Raw genomic sequence first — 20,000 nt, forward strand, 5'->3', positions numbered from 1 at the left:
AACGTGAAATAGAATGGAATGTAATTATTGAGTTAGGAGTTAGACCAATGAGCTTGAAATATGGAAGAGATACAATTGTTGAAGTTGACTTAAATGCTGTAAAACATAATGTAAAAGAATTTAAAAAACGTGTGAATGATGAAAATATTGCAATGATGGCTGCTGTAAAAGCGAATGGGTATGGTCATGGGGCAGTTGAAGTTGCGAAATCGGCTATTGAAGCAGGAATAAACCAACTTGCAGTTGCATTTGTAGACGAAGCAATTGAATTAAGAGAAGCTGGAATCACTGTACCTATTTTAATTTTAGGATATACACCAGTAGCAGCTGTAGAAGATGTAATTCAATATGACGTTATGATGACTGTTTATAGAGTAGAAGATTTACATGGTATAGATGAAGTTGCAAACCATCTTCAAAAGAAAGTGCGAATTCATGTGAAAATTGATACAGGAATGAGCCGTATCGGTTTACAGGAAGAAGAAGTTAAACCGTTTTTTGAAGAGTTAGAACGTATGCGATATGTAGAAGTAGTAGGGATGTTTACACATTACTCTACCGCTGATGAAATAGATAAAACTTATACAAATATGCAAACAAGTTTGTTTGAGAAAGCTGTAAATACAGCGGAAGAATTAGGAATTCATTTTCCATATATTCATAGTTCAAACAGTGCAGGGTCAATGGAACTTAGTAACACATTTCAAAATATGGTTCGTGTCGGTATTGGAATCTATGGAATGTATCCTTCGAAAGAAGTTGATCATACTGTTGTAGTGTTAAAACCAGCGTTGTCTTTAAAATCAAAAGTAGCTCATGTTAAACATGCGAAGAAAAATTGTGGTGTTAGTTATGGAAATACGTATGTAACAACGGGCGAAGAATGGATTGCAACTGTACCAATTGGTTATGCTGATGGTTATAATCGTCAGTTATCTAATAAAGGGCATGCATTAATTAATGGAGTTAGAGTACCTGTAATTGGCCGTGTTTGTATGGATCAGCTTATGCTAGATGTTACGAAAGCAATGCCAGTGCAAGTAGGAGACGAAGTTGTATTCTACGGCAAACAAGGTGAAGAAGAAATTGCGGTGGAAGAAATAGCAGATATGTTAGGTACAATTAACTATGAAGTTACATGTATGTTAGACAGAAGAATTCCACGTGTTTATAAAGAAAATGATGAAACGACTGCGGTTGTAAATATATTAAGAAAAAAATAATACAAAAAAACTGAATCGGTATGATTCAGTTTTTTTTATTTTTGACAAATGAAAAATGTTCTACTTGTACCGTGTAATTGTATATTGTTAAAACCTACAGATTTTAAAGAAGAAATTATTTCTTCTTTAGAGTAACAAGCTTCCTCGAAAGAAAAGTCACTTCTTTTCCAAATATCATTTACGTCATGTTTAAATAGAATGAAAGTCATCTCTGCTCTATGACTTTCATTATCATAAGTGGAATCGATGGTACAAACATATTCGCGTTCTGAAATATGAAAGGAAGCACTCCAATTTTCAAGAAAGCCTTTTTCCATATTCATATCAAATGCGAATGAGCCGCCATCATATAACGCAGAGTAAACGTTATGAAAAGTATTTTTTAGTTCATCTAATTTCATAATGTGGTTTAAGCTATCGCCGGCTGAGATGACATAGTGGAACTGCTCATCTACTTTGAAATAGCGCGCATCATCAACAATGAAGGTTGCATCTGGTGCGTTTTTGCGTGCATGTGCAATCATTTGAGCTGAACCGTCTATACCAGTTACAATGAAATTATTATCGATTAATATTTTAGAAAGATGACCGGTTTCGCAGCAAAGATCTAATATGCGGGAGTGGGAACTGGCGTATTGTAAAATAAATTTATGATAGGCTGGATAGGAGTGTTCGGCAAAATGTCCCCAATGCTTATTATAAATAGATGCGAAGATATCATAGTCCGAATAAATGATTTTATTAGACATAATAAGTCTCCTCATTTTCCAACAATCCATAATAATCATACTTCGTCATAATTTCAAATCCACATTGTGTATAAAGTTTTAAAGCATTTTTATTTTTTGTTTCAACTTGTAATTCAATTGTTGTAGCACCATTTGTGAAGAGTGTATGTGTCATATAGCTTAAAATAGCTTTACCGTATCCTTTACCTTGATAGGAAGGATGCACAGCGAATCCTGATAATGTAGTAAAGTGCTCTTGGTAAGTTACTGTAATTGTTCCTAGCACATTGTTATCGATTAGAGCGCTGTATACTTGATGAGAAGATGAATTCATCATCTTTTGTAACCATGTAGCTGTATTTTCTACAGAATCCCCGAAAGCTTTACTAGAGATATCGATAAGATCAGAAAGTGATTTTGTAGGTGCAAGAGTAAGCTGTATATTATTCTCCGTTGTTTTGTGTGTTTTTTTTGATTTGAACTCCATACTATACTCGCTATATAAATAAGGTAGCTTCATATGTTTTGCAAATTCTTTTCCAGAAGCAGAATCCCCATTCATAATAAGGAGAGCTTCATCCGCCCCTCTTTTTTGAATTTCTTTCATTGCAGTTTGTAAAAGGTTAGTTCCGAATCGTTGTTTTCTAAAATGAGGATGTACAAAGCCTATTAATTCAAGTTTTGTTGGTCTTTCGAAATCATACATATTTAAAGTGCCAATTAATTGAGTCCCGTTATAAAGAAGAAGATCGTTTATTTGATCTTTATTTCGGTTCGTTAAAAAGTTTACATGTAAATCTGACGAGTAATCAATTTGATCGTGTTGTCCGCAAATATGAGCTAACTCTTTCATTTGCTGTATTTCATTTTCTGTTAAAGAACTCTTTTTCTGAATATCCATTTCATAATCCCTCTCATTCGTATTCAAAAATAGGATGGATGACTTAACCATTTTTCTAATTCCACACTACCTTGAACAGATAATAGTCGGTACAAATAACGGTAAGGCTGTCTACATTCATCAAGGTGAGGAATAGGCATAATTGTGTCGTAACCACTTTTAAAGGCACGAGCTTCTTTTTCGGTAAGTACATATTCTAGTCCAATAAAATCAAACTCTCGTGGAGCAACTGCGTAAGCTTCAGTATCTACTAAACCAGTAATATAGGTACCATCAGATAGAAATTGAGTTGGATCCATATCAATTAAGACGAGTGTAGATTCCTTTGGCATGGATAGGGAAGAGAGCTGTGATTCAAAAGTAGGAAATGCATTTTGTATGCTTTCATTATCGGAATAAAATCTATTCACAAGCTCTTTACTCACGTTTAAAATGTGTGATTGCAATTCATCTAGTTGAACTTGGAACGTGCCTGACGGATTTCCTATGAAATCGGCTTGAAACTTATGTATTTCTGCAAGTCCTTTTCCTAGACTGAATAAAATAGAATCTGGTTGCCCGATAAAAGATTGAACTGTGTTACCTACTAACTTTTCGGCCACAACAAATTCTCGGCCATCTAAAATATGTTTGTCTAAAATTGTTGGGATAGGAAGATTTGTATGTTTTTGCAACAATGTATGTACCGTATCCAAATGATGTACGTTTCTGGGGTCAATTCCAAATAGATTTTTGCATCCCCACCAAAAATCATTATTTGGCTCTTCATTCATTTTAGAAGAACGAACGATCACTTCTGAATCTTCTGTTTGAACAAGAAAAACGTCACTTGCATGATCTTCATAGCCTGGGTGCAATGCTTGAACAGATAGAATAGGTGAGGTGAATAGTTGTTGTAACATAAAAGAGCCCCTTTTTCTGTAAATTCTATAAATTTATTATATAACAGAATATGTACCACGTGGATAATGATAGGGGACAATATAGAACATAAATAAATTTATAGTGAGAAATCAGCATGAAAATTATATTTTTCTATTTTTGTATGAATTATCAAAATAATATTTTTGAATGATAAACGTGTAAAAATGTTCGAATGTAAAGTTCGTATCATACAAGATATGAAGAGTAAAGGAGAATTAAACATTGATTTATAAGATTGTGTACTCGTAATAGTGCGGGCTATAGAAAATATTTCTCAATAATAAAATGAAGAGAAAGATATGAAGAAGTAGAATAGATTCCTTTATAATATAATTAATAATTAACATGATTAATTATATTGCGTTAGATAGAAAGGAGAGAATGTTATGGCGAACGTACTCGTAATAAATTTTCCTGGAGAAGGCCATATTAATCCGACGCTAGCAGTTGTTAGTGAGCTAATTCGACGTGGGGAAACAGTTGTGTCATATTGTATTGAAGATTACAGGAAAAAGGTTGAAGCAACAGGTGCTGAATTTCGAGCATTTGAAAATTTTCTCTCTCAAATTAATATTATGGAACGAGTAAATGAAGGTGGTAGTCCTTTAACGATGTTATCTCATATGATAAAAGCATCAGAACGTATTGTTACTCAAATTGTAGAAGAAACAAAAGAAGAAAAGTACGATTATTTGATATATGATAATCATTTTCCAGTAGGACGTATTATAGCGAATATCTTACAATTACCAAGCGTTTCTTCTTGTACGACTTTTGCTTTTAATCAGTACATTACTTTTAATGATGAGCAAGAATCGAGACAAATAGATGAAACTGATCCACTATACCAATCTTGTGTAGTGGGAATGGAAAAATGGAAAGAGCAGTATGGAATGAAATGTAATAGTCTGTATGATATTATGAATCATCCTGGCGATATTACGATTGTATACACTTCCCAAGAATATCAGCCACATGCGGATGTATTTGATGAAGCGTATAAATTTGTTGGTCCATCAATTGCTACTAGAAAAGAAATGGGCAGTTTTCCTATTGAAGATTTAAAAGATGAAAAAGTGATTTTCATTTCTATGGGAACAGTTTTTAATGAACAACCTGCCCTGTATGAAAAATGTTTTGAGGCGTTTAAAGATGTAGAAGCGACAGTCGTATTAGTTGTTGGTAAGAAGACAAATATAAGTCAATTTGAAAACATTCCGAATAACTTTAAGTTGGATAATTATGTGCCGCAATTAGAAGTATTACAGCATGCTGACGTATTCGTGACACATGGTGGTATGAATAGTTCGAGTGAAGCGTTATATTACGGTGTCCCGTTAGTTGTAATTCCCGTAACGGGAGATCAGCCTTTAGTTGCGAAACGAGTGACTGAAGTAGGGGCTGGAATAAGGCTTAATCGTAAAGAATTAACTTCTGAATTGTTACGTGAGACTGTAAAGAAAGTAATGGATGATGTAACGTTTAAGGAAAATAGTCGTAAAGTTGGAGAGTCGCTTCGAAATGCTGGTGGGTATGAGAGGGCAGTTGATGAAATATTTAAAATGAAAATGAATTCATACTTAAAGCTTAAATAAAGTGAAACTTTAATCAGTGTGGGTTTTGTTCATCCACCACTGATTATTAGCTCGCACGAATCGGGCGTTTATGGGCAGCCTGATTCCCACTTAACTTCTTTGTTCCAGCCGAATTTTGAGGTGGGAATCTTATTGCCTGCAAATAGCGGGATAAACGTTTGAAACACACTTACTGTAATATGTAAGTGTGTTTCTTCTGTTAGGATTTAAATAAATTACATAAAAATCACCGTAAAGGTGAAACTTTTGTGTATATAAGCCGATTTTTTTGTATTTACAGAAAAATTACGTTAAAATAATACTAAGAAAATATATATGTTTTGGGGGTAATGAATGAAAAAAGTATTCGAATACGTATTATTAACAATTGGATCTATTATTGTAGCTGGTTCACTAGAGCTTATTTTAGCACCTAATGGACTAGTGGACGGAGGGGTAACTGCGATTGCTATTATGGCAAATAAAGTTGCAGGATTACCGCTTTACGGAGTGTTTTTAGGACTTAATATTCCTATTTTATTATTTACTGCAAAAGTAATGGGAAAGAAGTTCTTCATCCGTACTTCTTATGCAAATGTTGTTACAACACTCGGATTGATTTATTTAAAACCATTTCCAGCAATTACGACTTCGGAATTATTAATTGTACTTTACGGAGGAGTACTATTTGGTGTTGGTGTTGGGATCGTTGTAAAAATGGGCGGGGCAATTGATGGATCAGAAATGTTAGCTGTTTGGATGAACAAGCATTTTAAAGTACCAATTAGTACATTTTTACTTGCTGTAAATGCAGTTATCTTTGTATTTGTTGCTATTTTATTTTCAATTGAGCAAGCGATGTTCTCATTAGCAATTTTCTATATTGTTACGAAGATGATTGATTTCATATTAGACGGTATTAATCAAGGAAAGAGCGTCATGATTATTTCGAATAAAAATAAAGAAATTGGCGAACTGCTTATGAAAGAATTACAACTGTCTGTTACGTATCTACATGGAGAAGGTGGTTTTTTAGGAGAGCACCAGAGAATTATTTATTGTATTACAAACCGTTTCATTTATCCGAAAATGAAAGATCTCGTTCTCTCTGTAGATCCAAGTGCTATAATTGAAGCTTCTTATTCAACAGAAACAACTGGTGTAAAGCGTCCAGGAAGGACAGCGAGATCAGGGCAAGTATCAGAAAAATAGTGAATGAAAATAACTCCACGTAAGTATAACTTGCGTGGAGTTATTTTTAGTTAGGGAACCAGACTCTTTTCAGTAATTTGACAACAGTTTCGATAGAATCTTCTGGAATACTGCCGAAACCGAGTAATACAAACGACGCCTCTCTTAAATTATGAACAGAATCGTATGTTGAGAGAGGGTACAACTTAATGCGTTGTTTCGCAGCTGCATGAATAAGTTCTTGTTCGTTCATCCCATTATGAACGTGAAGTACGATATGAAGTCCTGATTGTTCACCGAGTATATGCACATTAGCTCTCATTTCGTCCGTGATAGATTTAACTAATGAAATGTGCTTTCTTTTATATAATGTACGAATTCGATTTATATGACGTTCCCAATCACCTTTTTGAATAAAGGAGGCAAAAGCGAGTTGCTGCATTGTAGAAACAGTTTGTTTAAACATGCCTCCAAGCTCTTTATAGGTTTTTAAAAGGTGAGGTGGTAAGACGATATATCCCATTCGTAAAGAAGGTAAAAAGGATTTCGAGAAAGTTCCCATATAAATAACGCGTTCATTTGAATCTAGTCCTTGTAAAGAGGGGATAGGTTTTCCTACATAGCGGAATTCCCCGTCGTAATCATCTTCAATAATATATCCTTCGCAATCATTCGCCCATTTTAATAATTCGAGCCTTCTAGATAATGGCATAATCATTCCAAGAGGAAATTGGTGTGATGGAGTGACATATGCTACATTGGAACGTGATTCACGTAAAGCTGAAATACGAATCCCTTTATCGTCTAATGAAATAGGGTGAACAGGAAGGCCAGAACTTTGAATCATAGCAGTTATACGATGAAATCCAGGGTTCTCGATTCCGTATTCTTTTTTTGAACCAAGCAGTTGAAGTAGTAGCCAAAGAAGAGGCTGCGTACCGGCTCCGATAATAATTTGATCAGGTGAAGAATGTACCCCGCGGGCATGATATAAATATTTTGAAATATGCTCTCGTAGAACGAACTCACCTTGAGGATCTTCTCTAGCAAATAATTCATTTTCATACTGGAATAAAGTTTCGTGTAATGCTCTTTTCCAGTTTGTAATTGGAAAAGCTTTTTGATCAATCAGCCCTTGGCTACAATCATAGTCATATTGTTCTTTTTTTATATTGTTAGCGCTGTTTGACACAACTTGTTGTTTATTTTGAATGACATCAATATCAACTTCTGCAACAAAAATCCCACGTTTCGGTTTACTTTCTACATAACCCTCAGCTAGTAATTGTTGATAAGCAGATTCAACAGTAATACGGCTAACATTAAGTTGTACCGCTAAATTTCTGTGAGAAGGAAGGCGTGTACCGGCAGGCAGTGATCCCTGAGAGATTTCTCGTTTCATATATTCGTAAATTTGTAAATAAATTGGTGTTTTACTTTCTAATTGCAATGGGATAGTAAGATCCATTTTATGAATTCTCCTTTACATACTGGCCTTATAAAAAATAATCAAACTGTCACTTAAGAAAGGGGCAGTTACTTCTTATAATAATGATATAACATTTAGAAAATTTTATAAAGTGAAGGCTTTTACGGGCAGTTGATCTCCCACCTAACTCCCTCGCATTCGCCGAATTTTGAGGTGGGAGTCTTACTGCTCGTTAATGCGGGATAAATAGTAAGGAGAGAATCATAATGAATATTAGAGAAGTAGTAACAGAAGCTGATTTACATGATGTATTCCTCGTATTACAGCAATTACGAACGAAACTTTCAAGAGAAGAAGCAAGTTCTTTATTTCAAAAAATGAAAGAAGAAAATTATAAACTACTCTCGTTACAGAATGAAGATGACGAAGTTGTTAGTCTAGCTGGTGTAGCGATTTGTACGAATTTTTATAATGAGAAACATGTTTTCGTATATGATCTTGTAACTGCGAAAGCTCACAGATCAAAAGGATATGGTAAGGTTCTGCTGTCATATGTAGAAAAATGGGGGGAAGAAAAAGGGTGCAGTTCTATCGTTCTTACATCAGCGTTTCCAAGAGTTGATGCCCATCGTTTTTATGAAAGAGAAGGCTACGATAAGGTAAGTTATTCTTTTTATAAAGAGTTATAATGCTAAGTAGGTTCTATGTGAGATAACATATAGAACCTACTTTTATTTAGAAGTACAAGATGAGGAGGGCTAATTGCTTATTTTGTCGAATAGCTTCTTTATAATTGAGAAGATAATATTGAATTTAAAGAAGGTTAGGGGAGTTTATACTTGGAAAAAATTCAGAAACTATTAATCCCAAAAGGTGTAAGAGTTATCGTAATATCTGATATTCATGGCGAATTAAATCTTTTAAAGGAATTATTACATAAAGTTAATTTTAAAGATGATGATTATTTAATTATAAATGGCGACCTTTGTGAGAAGGGGAACGATAGCATTGGCGTCGTAAACTATGTGATGGATCTAGTAGTTAGCAAGCCAAATGTTTATGTAGTTGAAGGGAATTGTGAAGTTGTAGTTGAAGCACTTGTAAATGAAAATCCTGCGCTAATGAATTATTTATGTACGCGAAAAAATACAATTTTTAATGAATGGCTAGGGCAATTGAACGTTACCATTAATGAAGAAAGTGATATTTGTGAAGTGAAAAACATATTGATGAACCATTTTTCAGAAGAAATAAAGTGGCTAACAGAATTGCCAACTGCTATTGAAACTGAGGATTATATCTTTGTACATGCTGGTCTTGAAGATAGAGAGGATTGGAAACAAACAGACAGGAAAAATGCAATTGCAATGCCAGAGTTTTTTAATAAGTCACACCGTGCGGATAAGTACGTAATTGTTGGACATTGGCCTGTTGTGAACTATTCCGAGGAGGCGCCATCTAATAATCCGGTTATCGATAAGAATAAAAAAATTATCGCGATTGATGGTGGTAATGCGATTAAAGAAGCAGGTCAATTAAACGCATTTATCATTCAGAGGACACCTACAGGTGATACGTTTTCTTATACACATGTAGACTATTTTCCAGAGTATGAAGTAATGGCAGATTTTAATGCGGATTCAGAAATGCAGGGCGGGGTTACATATCCGTATTATTACATAGAGCCTGTGGAGAGAATGAAAGATTTTACTATATGTAAACAAATAGAAACAAATGAACTACTTCATGTGAAAAACGAGTATATAAAGCAACTTGAATCAGGTGAGTATACAGTGAAAACGGATATTTCTTGTGCGCAAATAGGCGTTAGAAAAGGGGATATTGTTTCTCTCATTGATGGTAGCTGCATGGGATATGATTTAATAAAAAAAGATGGTGTAGAAGGCTGGATAGAGAAAGGAATTCTACTTGAGATAGAAAAGAAGGGAAATAAAATATTTAGCTAAAATAGGAGGGATATAACCTCCTATTGTTTATAAACCTTTTTACGATCTCGTATTTAAATTAACTTTTTAAATTAGTGGACTGCTTACTGTCTTTAATAAGTAAATAAATCGTACTCGGTATAATGACAAGCGTCATTCCTAAAATGATTGCTAGTATTCCGTAACCTCTGTACGGGGCAGGAATTAAAAACGGAACAATCACTAAAAAAATACCTGCTACTATCATTGAAACACTGCAAATTTTTGAAGCTCTTTTTTCAAGATGCTTATGATTCCATTCAATTGATACTGTAGATTTAGTCGTATCAATTTTGGAACTGAAATAGCCCATTAATATAAATAATAAACCTAATGCTAAAAATATTAGATGATCAAGAGGAAGTGAGAAACCAAGAGAAATGAGGGCAATTACAATATCTACAAAAAATAAAAATAGTAGTATTGTATTGCCAGTCCATAGGAAAAATTTTTGGTTACTCATTGCTTTAGATGATGCTGAAAATAGAAAGAATAGAAAAGAGCATATAATTATATTTACGATAACAAAAGTGCTTTTATCCATTGTTGATGTTGGAGTTCCATTGAAGTCCCATTTCGTTACAATGCTTGATGGTAAGAAGAAATAGAGAATAATATTAGTCGAAATAATAGTGAGAAATAGAGTGATAATAAATCGATTATTCACCGAATCACCAGCTTTCTATATCAATAATTGCTAACTAATAACAAAATTATACAATATAATAAATGATATTAGTTTTGATTTTTCTGAAAAAATATTATAATTATATATGAAATAAAGAGGGATGTAGGAGGAAATTATGCAAAACGTTATATTAAAGGGGAACAAAGTTACAATTCGTACAATAGAAGAATCAGATATAAAAACATTATGGAGTATTGTATATAAAGAAGAAAACCCAGAATGGAAGAAATGGGATGCACCATATTTTCCAATATCAATGCAAGAATACACGCCATATAAAGAAAATTCACAAAAACGTTTAAAAGAAGAACCGCTATCGAATTTAATTGTCGAAAATGACGGTCAAATCATTGGGACAGTCGGATTTTATTGGGAGCATAAACCGACGCGTTGGTTGGAGATGGGAATTGTTATTTATAATCCAACATACTGGAATGGTGGCTACGGTACAGAAGCGTTAACATTATATAGGGACTTACTATTTGAAAATATGGAGATTGGTAGAGTGGGGCTCACGACTTGGTCTGGAAATGAGCGAATGATGAAAGTAGCAGAGAAAATAGGAATGAGCTTAGAAGGTAGAATGAGAAAATGTCGTTATTATAACGGTACATACTATGATTCTATTCGGATGGGAATGATTCGTGAAGAGTGGGAAGTGTTATGTGTAACGAAGGGGTGAGGAAGCATGTACGCAATTATTGCTACATTGGATAGTGTGTTTACTAATAAAATTAAAGAATTGCAAAATGAATTAACAAATAGAATAGGATTAAATCAATTAGCTGGAGTAGAACCCCATATTACAATTGCTGATTATAATGAGTTAGATGTTAATTTATATACTGAAAAATTAAAGGATTTTGTAGTTACTCAAGAGAACGTTGCTGCTGTGACTTTTCCTTCAGTTGGAACTTTTCCTACTAACGGAACGATCTTTCTAGCACCGACCATTACCAATGAATTATTAAGATTTCATCATTCTTATCATGATTATTTCAAAACTTTTCATGATAATCCAAACTCATATTACGTACCAGAAAAATGGGTTCCGCATTGCACGATTGCTAATCAGCTAAATTCAAATCAGTTTTTAAGTGTAATGGAGTATATATATGAAAAATTTGATGTTACAACAGCTTCGATTGAGAAGTTAAAATTAATTAAGGTGAATTATGAAAATGGTTCTGCCATTTCTTCTAGTATTTTAGCAGAGTGTAATTTAAAGAGAATGGAGACATCGAGATGACATATACGATTAGAGAAATGAAACAAGAAGATATTCGTGCTGTACAAAACGTAGCGAAAATAGCTTGGCATGATACATATGAAGAGATTATTCCGAGACCGATTCAAGACAACTTTTTAAATGAAGCGTATTCCGATGAAAAAATGAAATATCGCCTTGAAAATACACATTTATTCGTTGCAGAAGAAGAGGGCGAAGTAATTGGCTTTGCGAATTTTTCACCTATTAGATTGCAAAACGAAGCTGAATTAGGAGCAATTTATTTGTTACCAGAGCAGCAAGGAAAAGGGATAGGAAGTGCTTTATTACAAAGAGGGCTTACGGAATTAAAAGGGATTCGGAAACTGTACATACATGTAGAAGCAGCAAATGAAAAAGGAAAACGTTTTTATGAAGCGAAAGGTTTTGCAGCTTTAGAGCAATTTGAAGAAGATTTCGAAGGGCATATGCTGCAAACAGTGAGGATGGTTTTATACATATAAGGAGGATCAGAAATGAAAATATTTGATTTCAGTGAAAAAGTAGGGAAGCATATATCAGCATTTCAATCTAACTTTATAATGTCAAAAATATTAAATCATCAAGGGAATATACATATCGGTGCCATGCATTTACAAGAGAATGGAATCATCGGATATCATGAAGCAGTTGTATCTCAACTGCTTCTTATTGTGGATGGTGAAGGATATGTATGCGGGGCAGATAAAGAAAAAGTGACAGTAGAAGCTGGACAAGCTGTGTTTTGGGAGAAGGGTGAGTTTCATGAAACAAGTACAGAAAAGGGATTAATGGCAATTGTGATGGAGGCGGAGAATCTTGAACAAGCGATATTAATGCCTATTAGTGATGGGGAGTTGTGAAAAATGATAGAAAAGGCAAATCAAGAAGATACAAAAGAAATATTACATTATGCAGCTCAATCGCTTTTGGAAGGAACGAGAGGGAATTGTCAGTTAAGTACAGAGAAAGCGATTGAAATAACAAAGCCAATAGTGGAAAAGGGAGCATATTATTTAGTCATTAAAGAAGAAAATAAAGTAATGGGATGGATATTAATAGGTGAAAATACTGATTATTTTTCTCATGAAAAACTTGGATTTATATATGAACTGTACGTTTTCCCGGAATATCGCGGGAGAGGATTATCGCGAGAACTTATGGAGGCTGGTATTAAAGAATTGAAGGAGAAGTATTCAGAAATTCGTTTGAATGTATTTGCTGGAAATTTTGCAAAAGAGATGTACGAAGAATTTGGGTTCATTGAAAGACAAGTAATTATGACTTTGAAGTGAGAAAATAGTTCAAGCTGGAATAGCAAAATATAAAATAAAAGAAGTCGATGAATAAATCGGCTTTTTAACGATACATCGTCCACATTCCAATATCTTTAAACCCTAAACGTTTATAAATTCGCCCAGCAGCTGGATTGTTATAAAATAAGCAAAGCGTTCGGCCTTCATTTGTGAAGTCTTGAATCATTTTCTGTAATATGAGCGAAGCATATCCATTCCCGCGATAATTCGGATGTGTACAGACGCCAACAACCATAGCGGATAATGAATTTTCAGCGGATGTAGAGGCGGATGCGATGAGTGCACCGTCTTTTTCAATAAAGTATGTACGTCCTGTATTTGTTTCGATAGCTTGCCTTAACATTTTCTCTGATTCAGTAGCAGCTGGGAATTCAGCGATGTTACTTCGTAATTGCATAATTCGCTCTACATCATCTAGTGAGGCAAGTTTAATAGTTTCTTGAACAGGCATGCTAGGTAAGTTGTTGTCATTTAGACATTCGCAAAAATGCATTTCATTTTTGGCACCTAGTTGTATATTTTGAACAGTTTCAAATCTTTCTACTATTGTTGACTTGCCAGAGAGTTTAAGCGGCTTATATGCGGAAAGAAGTGCCTCATAGTCAGAGACAACAAAATCTTCTTTACTGTACGGTATAAATGCATCATGGAAGCGGAGTAAAATTGATTTTAATGTCCCGTTCTCTTCGAATGTTCCCCATAATTCTTGAAAATCTGTATGATAACCGAAAGCATCAATATCTCCAATGATAAATAAGTTAAGGGCTGCTTCTTCTTTTAGAAAAGAAAATACTTGTTCATGATCTTTCTTTGTTAATTTTCGTATCATAACGAATCGACCTCTTTTTTTATTTTTCTAAATATTATAACTTTTTTATTTTTGAAATCAATATAAAATTTTATGTTTAGTTCACAAACTTTCGGAAAAACTAGGAAAGATATGACAAAGGAGGTTATGAACGGTGGATCATCCAATTCAAGGATTAATGAAAGCAGCAATGGAAAATTTGAAGGAAATGGTCGATGTAAATACGATTGTTGGAGAGCCTGTTCAAACGGCTGACGGTGGTGTAGTGTTAACAGTTTCTAAAGTAGCGTTCGGTTTTGGAGCAGGAGGTTCTGATTTCCAGACGAATGATGGACAAAGAGCAAACGGTACCCCTGCATTTGGTGGTGGTAGTGCGGGTGGTGTGTCAATTACACCAGTAGCATTTCTAGTCGTGAATAAAGACGGGGTAAATATTCTTCATTTACAAAATGCGACACATTTAGCAGAAAAAATAATTGAATTAGCTCCACAAACAATCGATAAAATCCAATCGATGTTCCAAAAAGATGAAAAAAAAGAGGGGAATCATCACCCTCAAAATCCAGATGATATCCTTTAAAAACGCCTGCTTATGAGCAGGCGTTTTTTCTTGTAATCAGTATGTAATAAAACACATGAAATTGTAAATAGTTTTTGAAGTTTTTTCTATGTTTCTAAAATTTTTCATGTTAAAATATGCTATAGAATTGAAACATACAAAACGAAGGTGGCTAGGTGCTTTGTCTGGAGGATCTGACCAAGTAAACAATATGATATATATTAATGGTAATCGTCGGGGTCATTGTTTTATTACATCTGGAATTACGTTTAAAGAGTTTGCAAGTAACATCCCTTCACCGCTTCATCAAGTATTGCTTTTAAAGCATAATTTTGAGTGGACAGATTTTCATTATCATACTTTATTTGAATATGTTGAGGAAGAAAACATACATAAACTCATTCAAGCAGAGATTGATGAATTTGATGAATTTTGTTGGGTAGATTTCGATGATGCAAGCGATTTAGATGAGTTAGAGCCAAAAGAAATTGCAGAATTATTATATTTGGCTCACAAAAAAGAACCACTTGGAAGAACGTTCTTCCCGTTGTTGAAGAATAGATTCGTTTATTTTTCACATGATGACGGTTGGTACAACAAAGTGTATTACCGTAGAATCGGTGATTTTGTAGGAATGCTAAGTAAAGTCATTCCTTATAAACTCGGTGCTTTCGGTAAGAAACGTTTTACTTTCTTCCAAAAATCAAAAATTTTCCCAGCAATTTCAAAGGAAGTTATCCTTGGGCTTATGCCGTTAATGGAAGATGGGTTATACATTGATTTAGCGGGGAAAATTGAGTCGAGAAGAGGTCTTGAAATTCCGGTATATGTAGTAGGATCATTCGAAAGTACGGATGAGGTACTAGATAATATTGATGAATTGAAAGCGGAAGCAACAGAAACGGGTTGGCTCATTTTTGATAAGAAAGAACAAGAGTGGCAATGGGTTGTAGACTAAGAAAACTTGGCGCATGAAGTCAAGTTTTCTTGTCTTTTGAAAGGAGAACAAATGAAGAAATATTATACAATTGTGGGTATTGTAAGTATTATTCTCGTGGCGATATTACTTATAACTTGTCCGAAAGAATCAGATTTTAAATTGTATTTAGAGGATAAGTATGCATTGAAATGTGACGAGAGTAGCTTTGAATGCACGCAAAATGTAGATGGAAAAAAAGAGAAATTACAGTTTGAAAGTATTGATGCACGAAATGGTGTTTTCTTTATGACTGTAAAGCAAACGTATAAAACAGAAGCTGGTGTTACGAAAGAATATAGCGGAGTAGGTATATTCGGTACATTTCTTTTTGTTTCAGAGAAGACTTTCTAGTAATAGAAGGTCTTTTTTTTATGCTTATGTTCATATAGATGAAGTAAGACAAGCATAGGAGGGGTATTGATGAAAAAGGGATGTATCGTTTGTGGTGGTGAGGAGTTTTTTTCTTCAACATTATATGCGCGTACGAAACAAGATTGGGCATATGCGCCAAACATGTACCGATTTGAAAAGGTGTTTATTGAGCATAGAGATGAAGAAAATTATCCGGTTTTTCAAGAAATTACAGCGAAGCATTGTTGTGGATGCGGTCATATCATGTTGTATCATGAATGAACACACCAAGTATAACTTGGTGTGTTTTTTTTTAAAACGCTGATAAAGCAAGCGGATATAGTAAAGTGAATAAAACAGAAAAACTGCCAAAACCAATTGCGGTATATCCAAGTGTTCTCGCTCCAAAATTGACAGCTAATAAGCCAACTAAAATAGCAAGGGAGCCGAGTGTAACAGGATAAAAAGCAATGGAGAATAACGAAAGAAATAATGCGACATAGCCTATCATTGCACCGGTATTTGTACCTTCTATTTCATTTGCAATTTCTTTGCGCTCATGTCTAATCGGAATACCAGCTGGAGATATTTCAGCTGCATACTCTTCGTTTTTTTCACCACTTTTAAAATGATGATTTCTCTTTCTTCGCATGTACATCCCTCTCTTTCAATTGGGTGTATCTATAGTATCTTTCATAAGGAACAGAACATGAGTATGAGTTAAACCCAAGTAAAGCAAAAATTGGAGAAAATAGATTCCGTTGTTATCTTGTTCATCCCGCTATTTGCGGGTAGTAAGACTCCCACCTCAAAATTAGGCTGGAGCAAAGAAGTTAGGTGGGAGTCAGGCTGCCCGTAAAAGCCCGATTGGTGCGGGCTAATAATCAATGGGGGACGAACAAAAACCCCCACTGATTAAAGGTTTCACTTTATCTCCTTATGAAGATAAACAGGAATTTTGGAACATGATGTAGAATGAAATGAATGATAATACGTGAAGGTAGGGGAATGTATGACGAAGTTTAATTGGCATGAATCGGCAGAGAAAAAATGGGATAACAATGCAGAGTTTTGGAATCAAAATAGTCAAGAAATGTGGGATAGTGGGAGCAGGAGTACAATCATTCCATTTTTTGAGCAGTACGTGGAAAAAGAAGTACAAGTGTTAGATGTTGGCTGTGGTGATGGGTATGGTACATATAAATTAAGTCTTACTGGGTACAAAGCGGTTGGGGTGGACTTATCGGAAGTTATGATTCAAAAGGGTAAGGAACGCGGAGAAGGTCCAAACTTATCTTTTATAAAAGGTGATCTTTCTTCATTACCATTTGAAAATGAGAAATTTGAAGCAATTATGGCAATTAATTCTTTAGAATGGACCGAGGAGCCATTGCAAGCATTAAATGAAATAAAGCGTGTTTTAAAGAAAGATGGATACGCATGTATTGCAATTTTAGGACCGACAGCAAAACCGAGAGAGAACAGTTATCCTCGCCTATACGGAAAAGACGTTGTTTGCAATACGATGATGCCTTGGGAATTTGAACAGTTAGCAAAAGAACAAGGATTTGAAATTGTAGATGGTACCGGCGTATATAAGCGTGGAGTAAATGAGAAGATGTTAGGTCAACTACCTACAGAGTTACAACAATCGTTAACGTTCTTATGGGTATTTATGTTAAAAAACGTATAATGAAATCAAAGAATTTTTAGGAGGTAAATAAGTGCAGAAAATACAAAAAACTGATACAATATCATCAGAATCAATTAAAGGGGGACTAGGGTATATGACAACTACTACAACAGTTAAATCTGATATTGAAATCGCACAAGAAGCAAGTATGAAGAAGATTCAAGAAATTGCAGCTAATTTAAATATTTTAGAAGAAGAACTAGAGCCATACGGACATTATAAAGGCAAGTTATCTCTTGAAATTTTTAAGCGTTTACAAGATGAGAAAGACGGTAAAGTTGTTTTAGTAACAGCGATTAACCCAACTCCAGCAGGAGAAGGTAAATCAACAGTAACAGTTGGTTTAGGTCAAGCTTTTAATAAAATTGGTAAGAAAACAGTAATTGCACTTCGCGAACCATCTCTTGGACCAACAATGGGATTAAAAGGCGGAGCAGCAGGTGGCGGTTATTCACAAGTAGTACCGATGGAAGATATTAACCTTCACTTTACTGGAGATATTCATGCTATTACAACTGCCAACAACGCATTAGCAGCGTTTATTGATAATCACATCCAACAAGGAAATGTACTTGGAATTGATACGCGTAAAATTGTTTGGAAACGCTGTGTAGACTTAAATGACCGTGCCCTTCGTAATGTAGTAATTGGTCTTGGTGGACCGGTTCAAGGTGTACCACGTGAAGACGGTTTTGATATTACAGTAGCATCTGAAATCATGGCCGTATTCTGCCTTGCGACAGATATTCAAGATTTAAAAGCACGCCTATCTCGCATTGTGGTGGCTTATAATTTTGCAAACCAGCCTGTAACAGTTAAAGATTTAGGAGTAGAAGGTGCGTTAACACTGCTATTAAAAGATGCATTAAAACCGAACTTAGTACAAACATTAGAAAATACACCAGCTATCATTCATGGCGGGCCATTTGCAAATATCGCTCACGGTTGTAACAGTGTTATCGCTACGACAATGGCAGCGAAATTAGGCGATTATGTTATTACAGAAGCTGGATTTGGTGCTGATTTAGGTGCTGAGAAGTTTTTAGACATTAAAGCACGTGCAGCTGGTATTAAACCAGAAGCGGTAGTTATTGTTGCAACTATTCGTGCGCTTAAAATGCACGGTGGTGTGGCGAAAGATCAATTAAAAGTAGAAAATGTAGATGCGTTAGCAAAAGGAATGGAAAATTTACAGAAACATGTTGAAACAATTCAAAGCTTCGGTGTTCCATTCGTAATTGCAATTAACAAGTTTATTACAGATACAGATGTAGAAGTTGCTTACCTACAAGAATGGTGCAATGAGCGTGGCTATGCAGTATCCTTAACAGAAGTTTGGGAGAAAGGTGGCCAAGGCGGAGTTGACCTTGCTGAGAAAGTGTTAAAAGAAATTGACAAAGGTGAAAATAACTACGCGCCACTTTATGAATTAGAATTACCATTAGAAGAAAAAATTCGTACAATTGCTCAAAAAGTGTACGGCGCAAAAGATATTGAATTTGCTCCGAAAGCACGTAAGCAATTAGCTCAATTTGAAGGAGAAGGCTGGAGTAACCTACCAATATGTATGGCGAAAACACAATATTCTCTTTCTGATGATGCAACAAAACTAGGTCGTCCATCTGACTTTATTGTTACAATTCGCGAATTGAAACCATCAATTGGTGCAGGATTTATCGTTGCGTTAACAGGAACAATGTTAACAATGCCAGGTCTTCCAAAACAACCAGCTGCACTGCAAATGGACGTAAATGAAGATGGAAAAGCAGTAGGTTTATTCTAAAAGGTTGTAATTTATCCCGTTTATCTGTAAACTATATATACATCAAGTGGCGCCTTTCCATCGAAAGGCGCCTGTTTTTTGGAGGAAATTATGTTTGATCCAACTGCTTTTGAAAATTTAAAGGTAATCGTGGAAGGAGCTGTCTATGATTTCGATCTACATGGTGATATTCTTGTAACAGATCGAAAGGATGTGATGGACCTTGCTTCATTAAGTCGTATGTATAGTATTTCATTTCAACTAACAGAAACATTTAAAACGTTGGTAGAAGCAACATTTTCGCTATCTGTTGATGCAAAGAATTTATCAGGTGAAATATTAGAGGTACCTCAGTTTATACCAGGTTGTGAAATGAAGTTGGAATTTTCGTTCCCGATGGAACAACCAGAGGTAGGGTGCCGCGAAATTGAAGCTGTATTGCAATCTATATGGGGAAAAGAGCGAATGATTTCGCAGAAAATTTCATACGAATATAATAAGCAAGCGATTTCATATCATAATAAGGTAGAGGTTCTATTTCAAAAAGCGATTACAGAAGACCATGTTGATGATTTAATAGCTGTTATTTCACACATGATAGAAACGGTGCGAACAATACAACATTTTCTTCAAAAATAGAGAT

At 34.8% G+C, this 20,000-nt stretch carries 24 protein-coding genes; 17 read left to right on the plus strand and 7 right to left on the minus strand.

Going from position 1 to position 20,000, the window contains the following annotated elements; all coding sequences use genetic code 11:
• Positions 1–47: 47 nt before the first annotated feature.
• Positions 48–1,223: an alanine racemase gene (gene alr, locus MR071_RS07745; RefSeq protein WP_105586712.1), complete on the plus strand. Its 1,176-nt coding sequence runs from the start codon at positions 48–50 to the stop codon at positions 1,221–1,223.
• 35 nt (positions 1,224–1,258) lie between these two features.
• On the opposite strand, the gene MR071_RS07750 is transcribed toward alr, so the two are convergent.
• The 3 genes from MR071_RS07750 to MR071_RS07760 are packed head-to-tail and all read right to left on the minus strand — an operon-like array spanning position 1,259 to position 3,754.
• On the minus strand, positions 1,259–1,972 hold the full coding sequence (locus MR071_RS07750; RefSeq protein WP_242235612.1) for a class I SAM-dependent methyltransferase: 714 nt from the start codon (positions 1,970–1,972) through the stop codon (positions 1,259–1,261).
• Positions 1,965–2,852: a GNAT family N-acetyltransferase gene (locus MR071_RS07755; protein WP_242235613.1), complete on the minus strand. Its 888-nt coding sequence runs from the start codon at positions 2,850–2,852 to the stop codon at positions 1,965–1,967. The genes MR071_RS07750 and MR071_RS07755 overlap by 8 nt, the downstream gene beginning before the upstream one ends.
• Before the next feature lie 23 nt (positions 2,853–2,875).
• Entirely contained in the window at positions 2,876–3,754 is an 879-nt protein-coding gene (locus MR071_RS07760) for an aminoglycoside phosphotransferase family protein (RefSeq protein WP_242235616.1), read from the minus strand.
• 408 nt (positions 3,755–4,162) lie between these two features.
• Here MR071_RS07760 and MR071_RS07765 point away from each other — a divergent pair, with 408 nt between their 5' ends.
• On the plus strand, positions 4,163–5,371 hold the full coding sequence (locus MR071_RS07765; protein WP_242235618.1) for a macrolide family glycosyltransferase: 1,209 nt from the start codon (positions 4,163–4,165) through the stop codon (positions 5,369–5,371).
• 333 nt (positions 5,372–5,704) lie between these two features.
• The gene (locus MR071_RS07770) at positions 5,705–6,562 is read left to right on the plus strand and encodes a YitT family protein (RefSeq protein WP_002148483.1); all 858 of its coding nucleotides are present in this window, start codon (positions 5,705–5,707) and stop codon (positions 6,560–6,562) included.
• A 46-nt stretch (positions 6,563–6,608) separates the two neighbouring features.
• Here the strand turns inward: MR071_RS07770 and pdxR are convergent, their stop codons facing one another.
• Positions 6,609–8,009, minus strand: coding sequence for a MocR-like pyridoxine biosynthesis transcription factor PdxR (gene pdxR, locus MR071_RS07775; RefSeq protein WP_105586656.1), 1,401 nt, complete (start codon positions 8,007–8,009; stop codon positions 6,609–6,611).
• Between the two features lie 227 nt (positions 8,010–8,236).
• Between pdxR and MR071_RS07780 the strand changes: the two genes are divergently transcribed.
• Entirely contained in the window at positions 8,237–8,659 is a 423-nt protein-coding gene (locus MR071_RS07780; RefSeq protein ID WP_105586655.1) for a GNAT family N-acetyltransferase, read from the plus strand.
• A 150-nt stretch (positions 8,660–8,809) separates the two neighbouring features.
• Positions 8,810–9,937: a metallophosphoesterase gene (locus MR071_RS07785; protein ID WP_105586654.1), complete on the plus strand. Its 1,128-nt coding sequence runs from the start codon at positions 8,810–8,812 to the stop codon at positions 9,935–9,937.
• Between the two features lie 58 nt (positions 9,938–9,995).
• Here the strand turns inward: MR071_RS07785 and MR071_RS07790 are convergent, their stop codons facing one another.
• Positions 9,996–10,622 carry a DUF1648 domain-containing protein gene (locus tag MR071_RS07790; protein ID WP_105586653.1) on the minus strand — a complete coding sequence of 209 codons (627 nt, stop codon included), beginning with the start codon at positions 10,620–10,622 and terminating at the stop codon, positions 9,996–9,998.
• 136 nt (positions 10,623–10,758) lie between these two features.
• On the opposite strand from MR071_RS07790, the gene MR071_RS07795 reads away from it, so the two are divergent.
• The 5 genes from MR071_RS07795 to MR071_RS07815 are packed head-to-tail and all read left to right on the plus strand — an operon-like array spanning position 10,759 to position 13,184.
• On the plus strand, positions 10,759–11,325 hold the full coding sequence (locus MR071_RS07795) for a GNAT family N-acetyltransferase (protein ID WP_242235620.1): 567 nt from the start codon (positions 10,759–10,761) through the stop codon (positions 11,323–11,325).
• A 6-nt stretch (positions 11,326–11,331) separates the two neighbouring features.
• Positions 11,332–11,892: a 2'-5' RNA ligase family protein gene (locus MR071_RS07800; RefSeq protein WP_105586651.1), complete on the plus strand. Its 561-nt coding sequence runs from the start codon at positions 11,332–11,334 to the stop codon at positions 11,890–11,892.
• Positions 11,889–12,374, plus strand: a complete 486-nt coding sequence (locus MR071_RS07805; protein WP_105586650.1) for a GNAT family N-acetyltransferase — start codon at positions 11,889–11,891, stop codon at positions 12,372–12,374. The genes MR071_RS07800 and MR071_RS07805 overlap by 4 nt, the downstream gene beginning before the upstream one ends.
• Positions 12,375–12,386: 12 nt before the next feature.
• Entirely contained in the window at positions 12,387–12,752 is a 366-nt protein-coding gene (locus tag MR071_RS07810; protein ID WP_105586649.1) for a cupin domain-containing protein, read from the plus strand.
• Positions 12,753–12,755: 3 nt separating this feature from the next.
• Complete coding sequence (locus tag MR071_RS07815) at positions 12,756–13,184, plus strand: GNAT family N-acetyltransferase (RefSeq protein ID WP_105586648.1); 429 nt, start codon at positions 12,756–12,758, stop codon at positions 13,182–13,184.
• Between the two features lie 64 nt (positions 13,185–13,248).
• On the opposite strand, the gene MR071_RS07820 is transcribed toward MR071_RS07815, so the two are convergent.
• Positions 13,249–14,034 (minus strand): GNAT family N-acetyltransferase, encoded by a 786-nt coding sequence (locus tag MR071_RS07820; RefSeq protein WP_242235623.1) that lies wholly within the window; start codon positions 14,032–14,034, stop codon positions 13,249–13,251.
• 133 nt (positions 14,035–14,167) lie between these two features.
• Here MR071_RS07820 and ytfJ point away from each other — a divergent pair, with 133 nt between their 5' ends.
• The 4 genes from ytfJ (at position 14,168) to MR071_RS07840 (ending at position 16,184) form a co-directional block, all read left to right on the plus strand.
• Positions 14,168–14,593, plus strand: coding sequence for a GerW family sporulation protein (gene ytfJ / locus MR071_RS07825; protein ID WP_070142179.1), 426 nt, complete (start codon positions 14,168–14,170; stop codon positions 14,591–14,593).
• Between the two features lie 160 nt (positions 14,594–14,753).
• Positions 14,754–15,530, plus strand: coding sequence for an oxalate:formate antiporter (locus MR071_RS07830; protein ID WP_105586634.1), 777 nt, complete (start codon positions 14,754–14,756; stop codon positions 15,528–15,530).
• Positions 15,531–15,581: 51 nt separating this feature from the next.
• Positions 15,582–15,902: a hypothetical protein gene (locus MR071_RS07835; RefSeq protein WP_105586633.1), complete on the plus strand. Its 321-nt coding sequence runs from the start codon at positions 15,582–15,584 to the stop codon at positions 15,900–15,902.
• 69 nt (positions 15,903–15,971) lie between these two features.
• Positions 15,972–16,184 (plus strand): hypothetical protein, encoded by a 213-nt coding sequence (locus MR071_RS07840; protein ID WP_002012518.1) that lies wholly within the window; start codon positions 15,972–15,974, stop codon positions 16,182–16,184.
• 31 nt (positions 16,185–16,215) lie between these two features.
• Here the strand turns inward: MR071_RS07840 and MR071_RS07845 are convergent, their stop codons facing one another.
• Positions 16,216–16,554, minus strand: a complete 339-nt coding sequence (locus tag MR071_RS07845; RefSeq protein ID WP_001253195.1) for a hypothetical protein — start codon at positions 16,552–16,554, stop codon at positions 16,216–16,218.
• A 360-nt stretch (positions 16,555–16,914) separates the two neighbouring features.
• On the opposite strand from MR071_RS07845, the gene MR071_RS07850 reads away from it, so the two are divergent.
• The 3 genes from MR071_RS07850 to MR071_RS07860 all read left to right on the plus strand — a co-directional run bounded on the left by MR071_RS07850 (position 16,915) and on the right by MR071_RS07860 (position 19,996).
• Positions 16,915–17,595 carry a class I SAM-dependent methyltransferase gene (locus tag MR071_RS07850; RefSeq protein WP_105586632.1) on the plus strand — a complete coding sequence of 227 codons (681 nt, stop codon included), beginning with the start codon at positions 16,915–16,917 and terminating at the stop codon, positions 17,593–17,595.
• A gap of 94 nt (positions 17,596–17,689) precedes the next feature.
• On the plus strand, positions 17,690–19,378 hold the full coding sequence (locus MR071_RS07855; protein ID WP_105586711.1) for a formate--tetrahydrofolate ligase: 1,689 nt from the start codon (positions 17,690–17,692) through the stop codon (positions 19,376–19,378).
• Between the two features lie 90 nt (positions 19,379–19,468).
• On the plus strand, positions 19,469–19,996 hold the full coding sequence (locus tag MR071_RS07860) for a hypothetical protein (protein ID WP_142395873.1): 528 nt from the start codon (positions 19,469–19,471) through the stop codon (positions 19,994–19,996).
• The last annotated feature ends 4 nt before the right edge of the window (positions 19,997–20,000 follow it).

Source organism: Bacillus cereus group sp. BfR-BA-01316 (assembly GCF_022664195.1).
In the GTDB taxonomy this organism is placed as follows: domain Bacteria; phylum Bacillota; class Bacilli; order Bacillales; family Bacillaceae_G; genus Bacillus_A.

Coding starts and splice junctions, on each gene's coding strand:
- MR071_RS07855 (WP_105586711.1), top strand. CDS start 17,690: ATGACAACTACTACAACAGTTAAATCTGATATTGAAATCGCACAAGAA.
- MR071_RS07820 (WP_242235623.1), bottom strand. CDS start 14,034: ATGATACGAAAATTAACAAAGAAAGATCATGAACAAGTATTTTCTTTT.
- MR071_RS07835 (WP_105586633.1), top strand. CDS start 15,582: ATGAAGAAATATTATACAATTGTGGGTATTGTAAGTATTATTCTCGTG.
- MR071_RS07780 (WP_105586655.1), top strand. CDS start 8,237: ATGAATATTAGAGAAGTAGTAACAGAAGCTGATTTACATGATGTATTC.
- MR071_RS07845 (WP_001253195.1), bottom strand. CDS start 16,554: ATGCGAAGAAAGAGAAATCATCATTTTAAAAGTGGTGAAAAAAACGAA.
- alr (WP_105586712.1), top strand. CDS start 48: ATGAGCTTGAAATATGGAAGAGATACAATTGTTGAAGTTGACTTAAAT.
- MR071_RS07810 (WP_105586649.1), top strand. CDS start 12,387: ATGAAAATATTTGATTTCAGTGAAAAAGTAGGGAAGCATATATCAGCA.
- MR071_RS07760 (WP_242235616.1), bottom strand. CDS start 3,754: ATGTTACAACAACTATTCACCTCACCTATTCTATCTGTTCAAGCATTG.
- MR071_RS07805 (WP_105586650.1), top strand. CDS start 11,889: ATGACATATACGATTAGAGAAATGAAACAAGAAGATATTCGTGCTGTA.
- MR071_RS07850 (WP_105586632.1), top strand. CDS start 16,915: ATGACGAAGTTTAATTGGCATGAATCGGCAGAGAAAAAATGGGATAAC.
- MR071_RS07800 (WP_105586651.1), top strand. CDS start 11,332: ATGTACGCAATTATTGCTACATTGGATAGTGTGTTTACTAATAAAATT.
- MR071_RS07840 (WP_002012518.1), top strand. CDS start 15,972: ATGAAAAAGGGATGTATCGTTTGTGGTGGTGAGGAGTTTTTTTCTTCA.
- MR071_RS07755 (WP_242235613.1), bottom strand. CDS start 2,852: ATGGATATTCAGAAAAAGAGTTCTTTAACAGAAAATGAAATACAGCAA.
- MR071_RS07815 (WP_105586648.1), top strand. CDS start 12,756: ATGATAGAAAAGGCAAATCAAGAAGATACAAAAGAAATATTACATTAT.
- pdxR (WP_105586656.1), bottom strand. CDS start 8,009: ATGGATCTTACTATCCCATTGCAATTAGAAAGTAAAACACCAATTTAT.
- MR071_RS07765 (WP_242235618.1), top strand. CDS start 4,163: ATGGCGAACGTACTCGTAATAAATTTTCCTGGAGAAGGCCATATTAAT.
- MR071_RS07860 (WP_142395873.1), top strand. CDS start 19,469: ATGTTTGATCCAACTGCTTTTGAAAATTTAAAGGTAATCGTGGAAGGA.
- MR071_RS07795 (WP_242235620.1), top strand. CDS start 10,759: ATGCAAAACGTTATATTAAAGGGGAACAAAGTTACAATTCGTACAATA.
- MR071_RS07770 (WP_002148483.1), top strand. CDS start 5,705: ATGAAAAAAGTATTCGAATACGTATTATTAACAATTGGATCTATTATT.
- MR071_RS07750 (WP_242235612.1), bottom strand. CDS start 1,972: ATGTCTAATAAAATCATTTATTCGGACTATGATATCTTCGCATCTATT.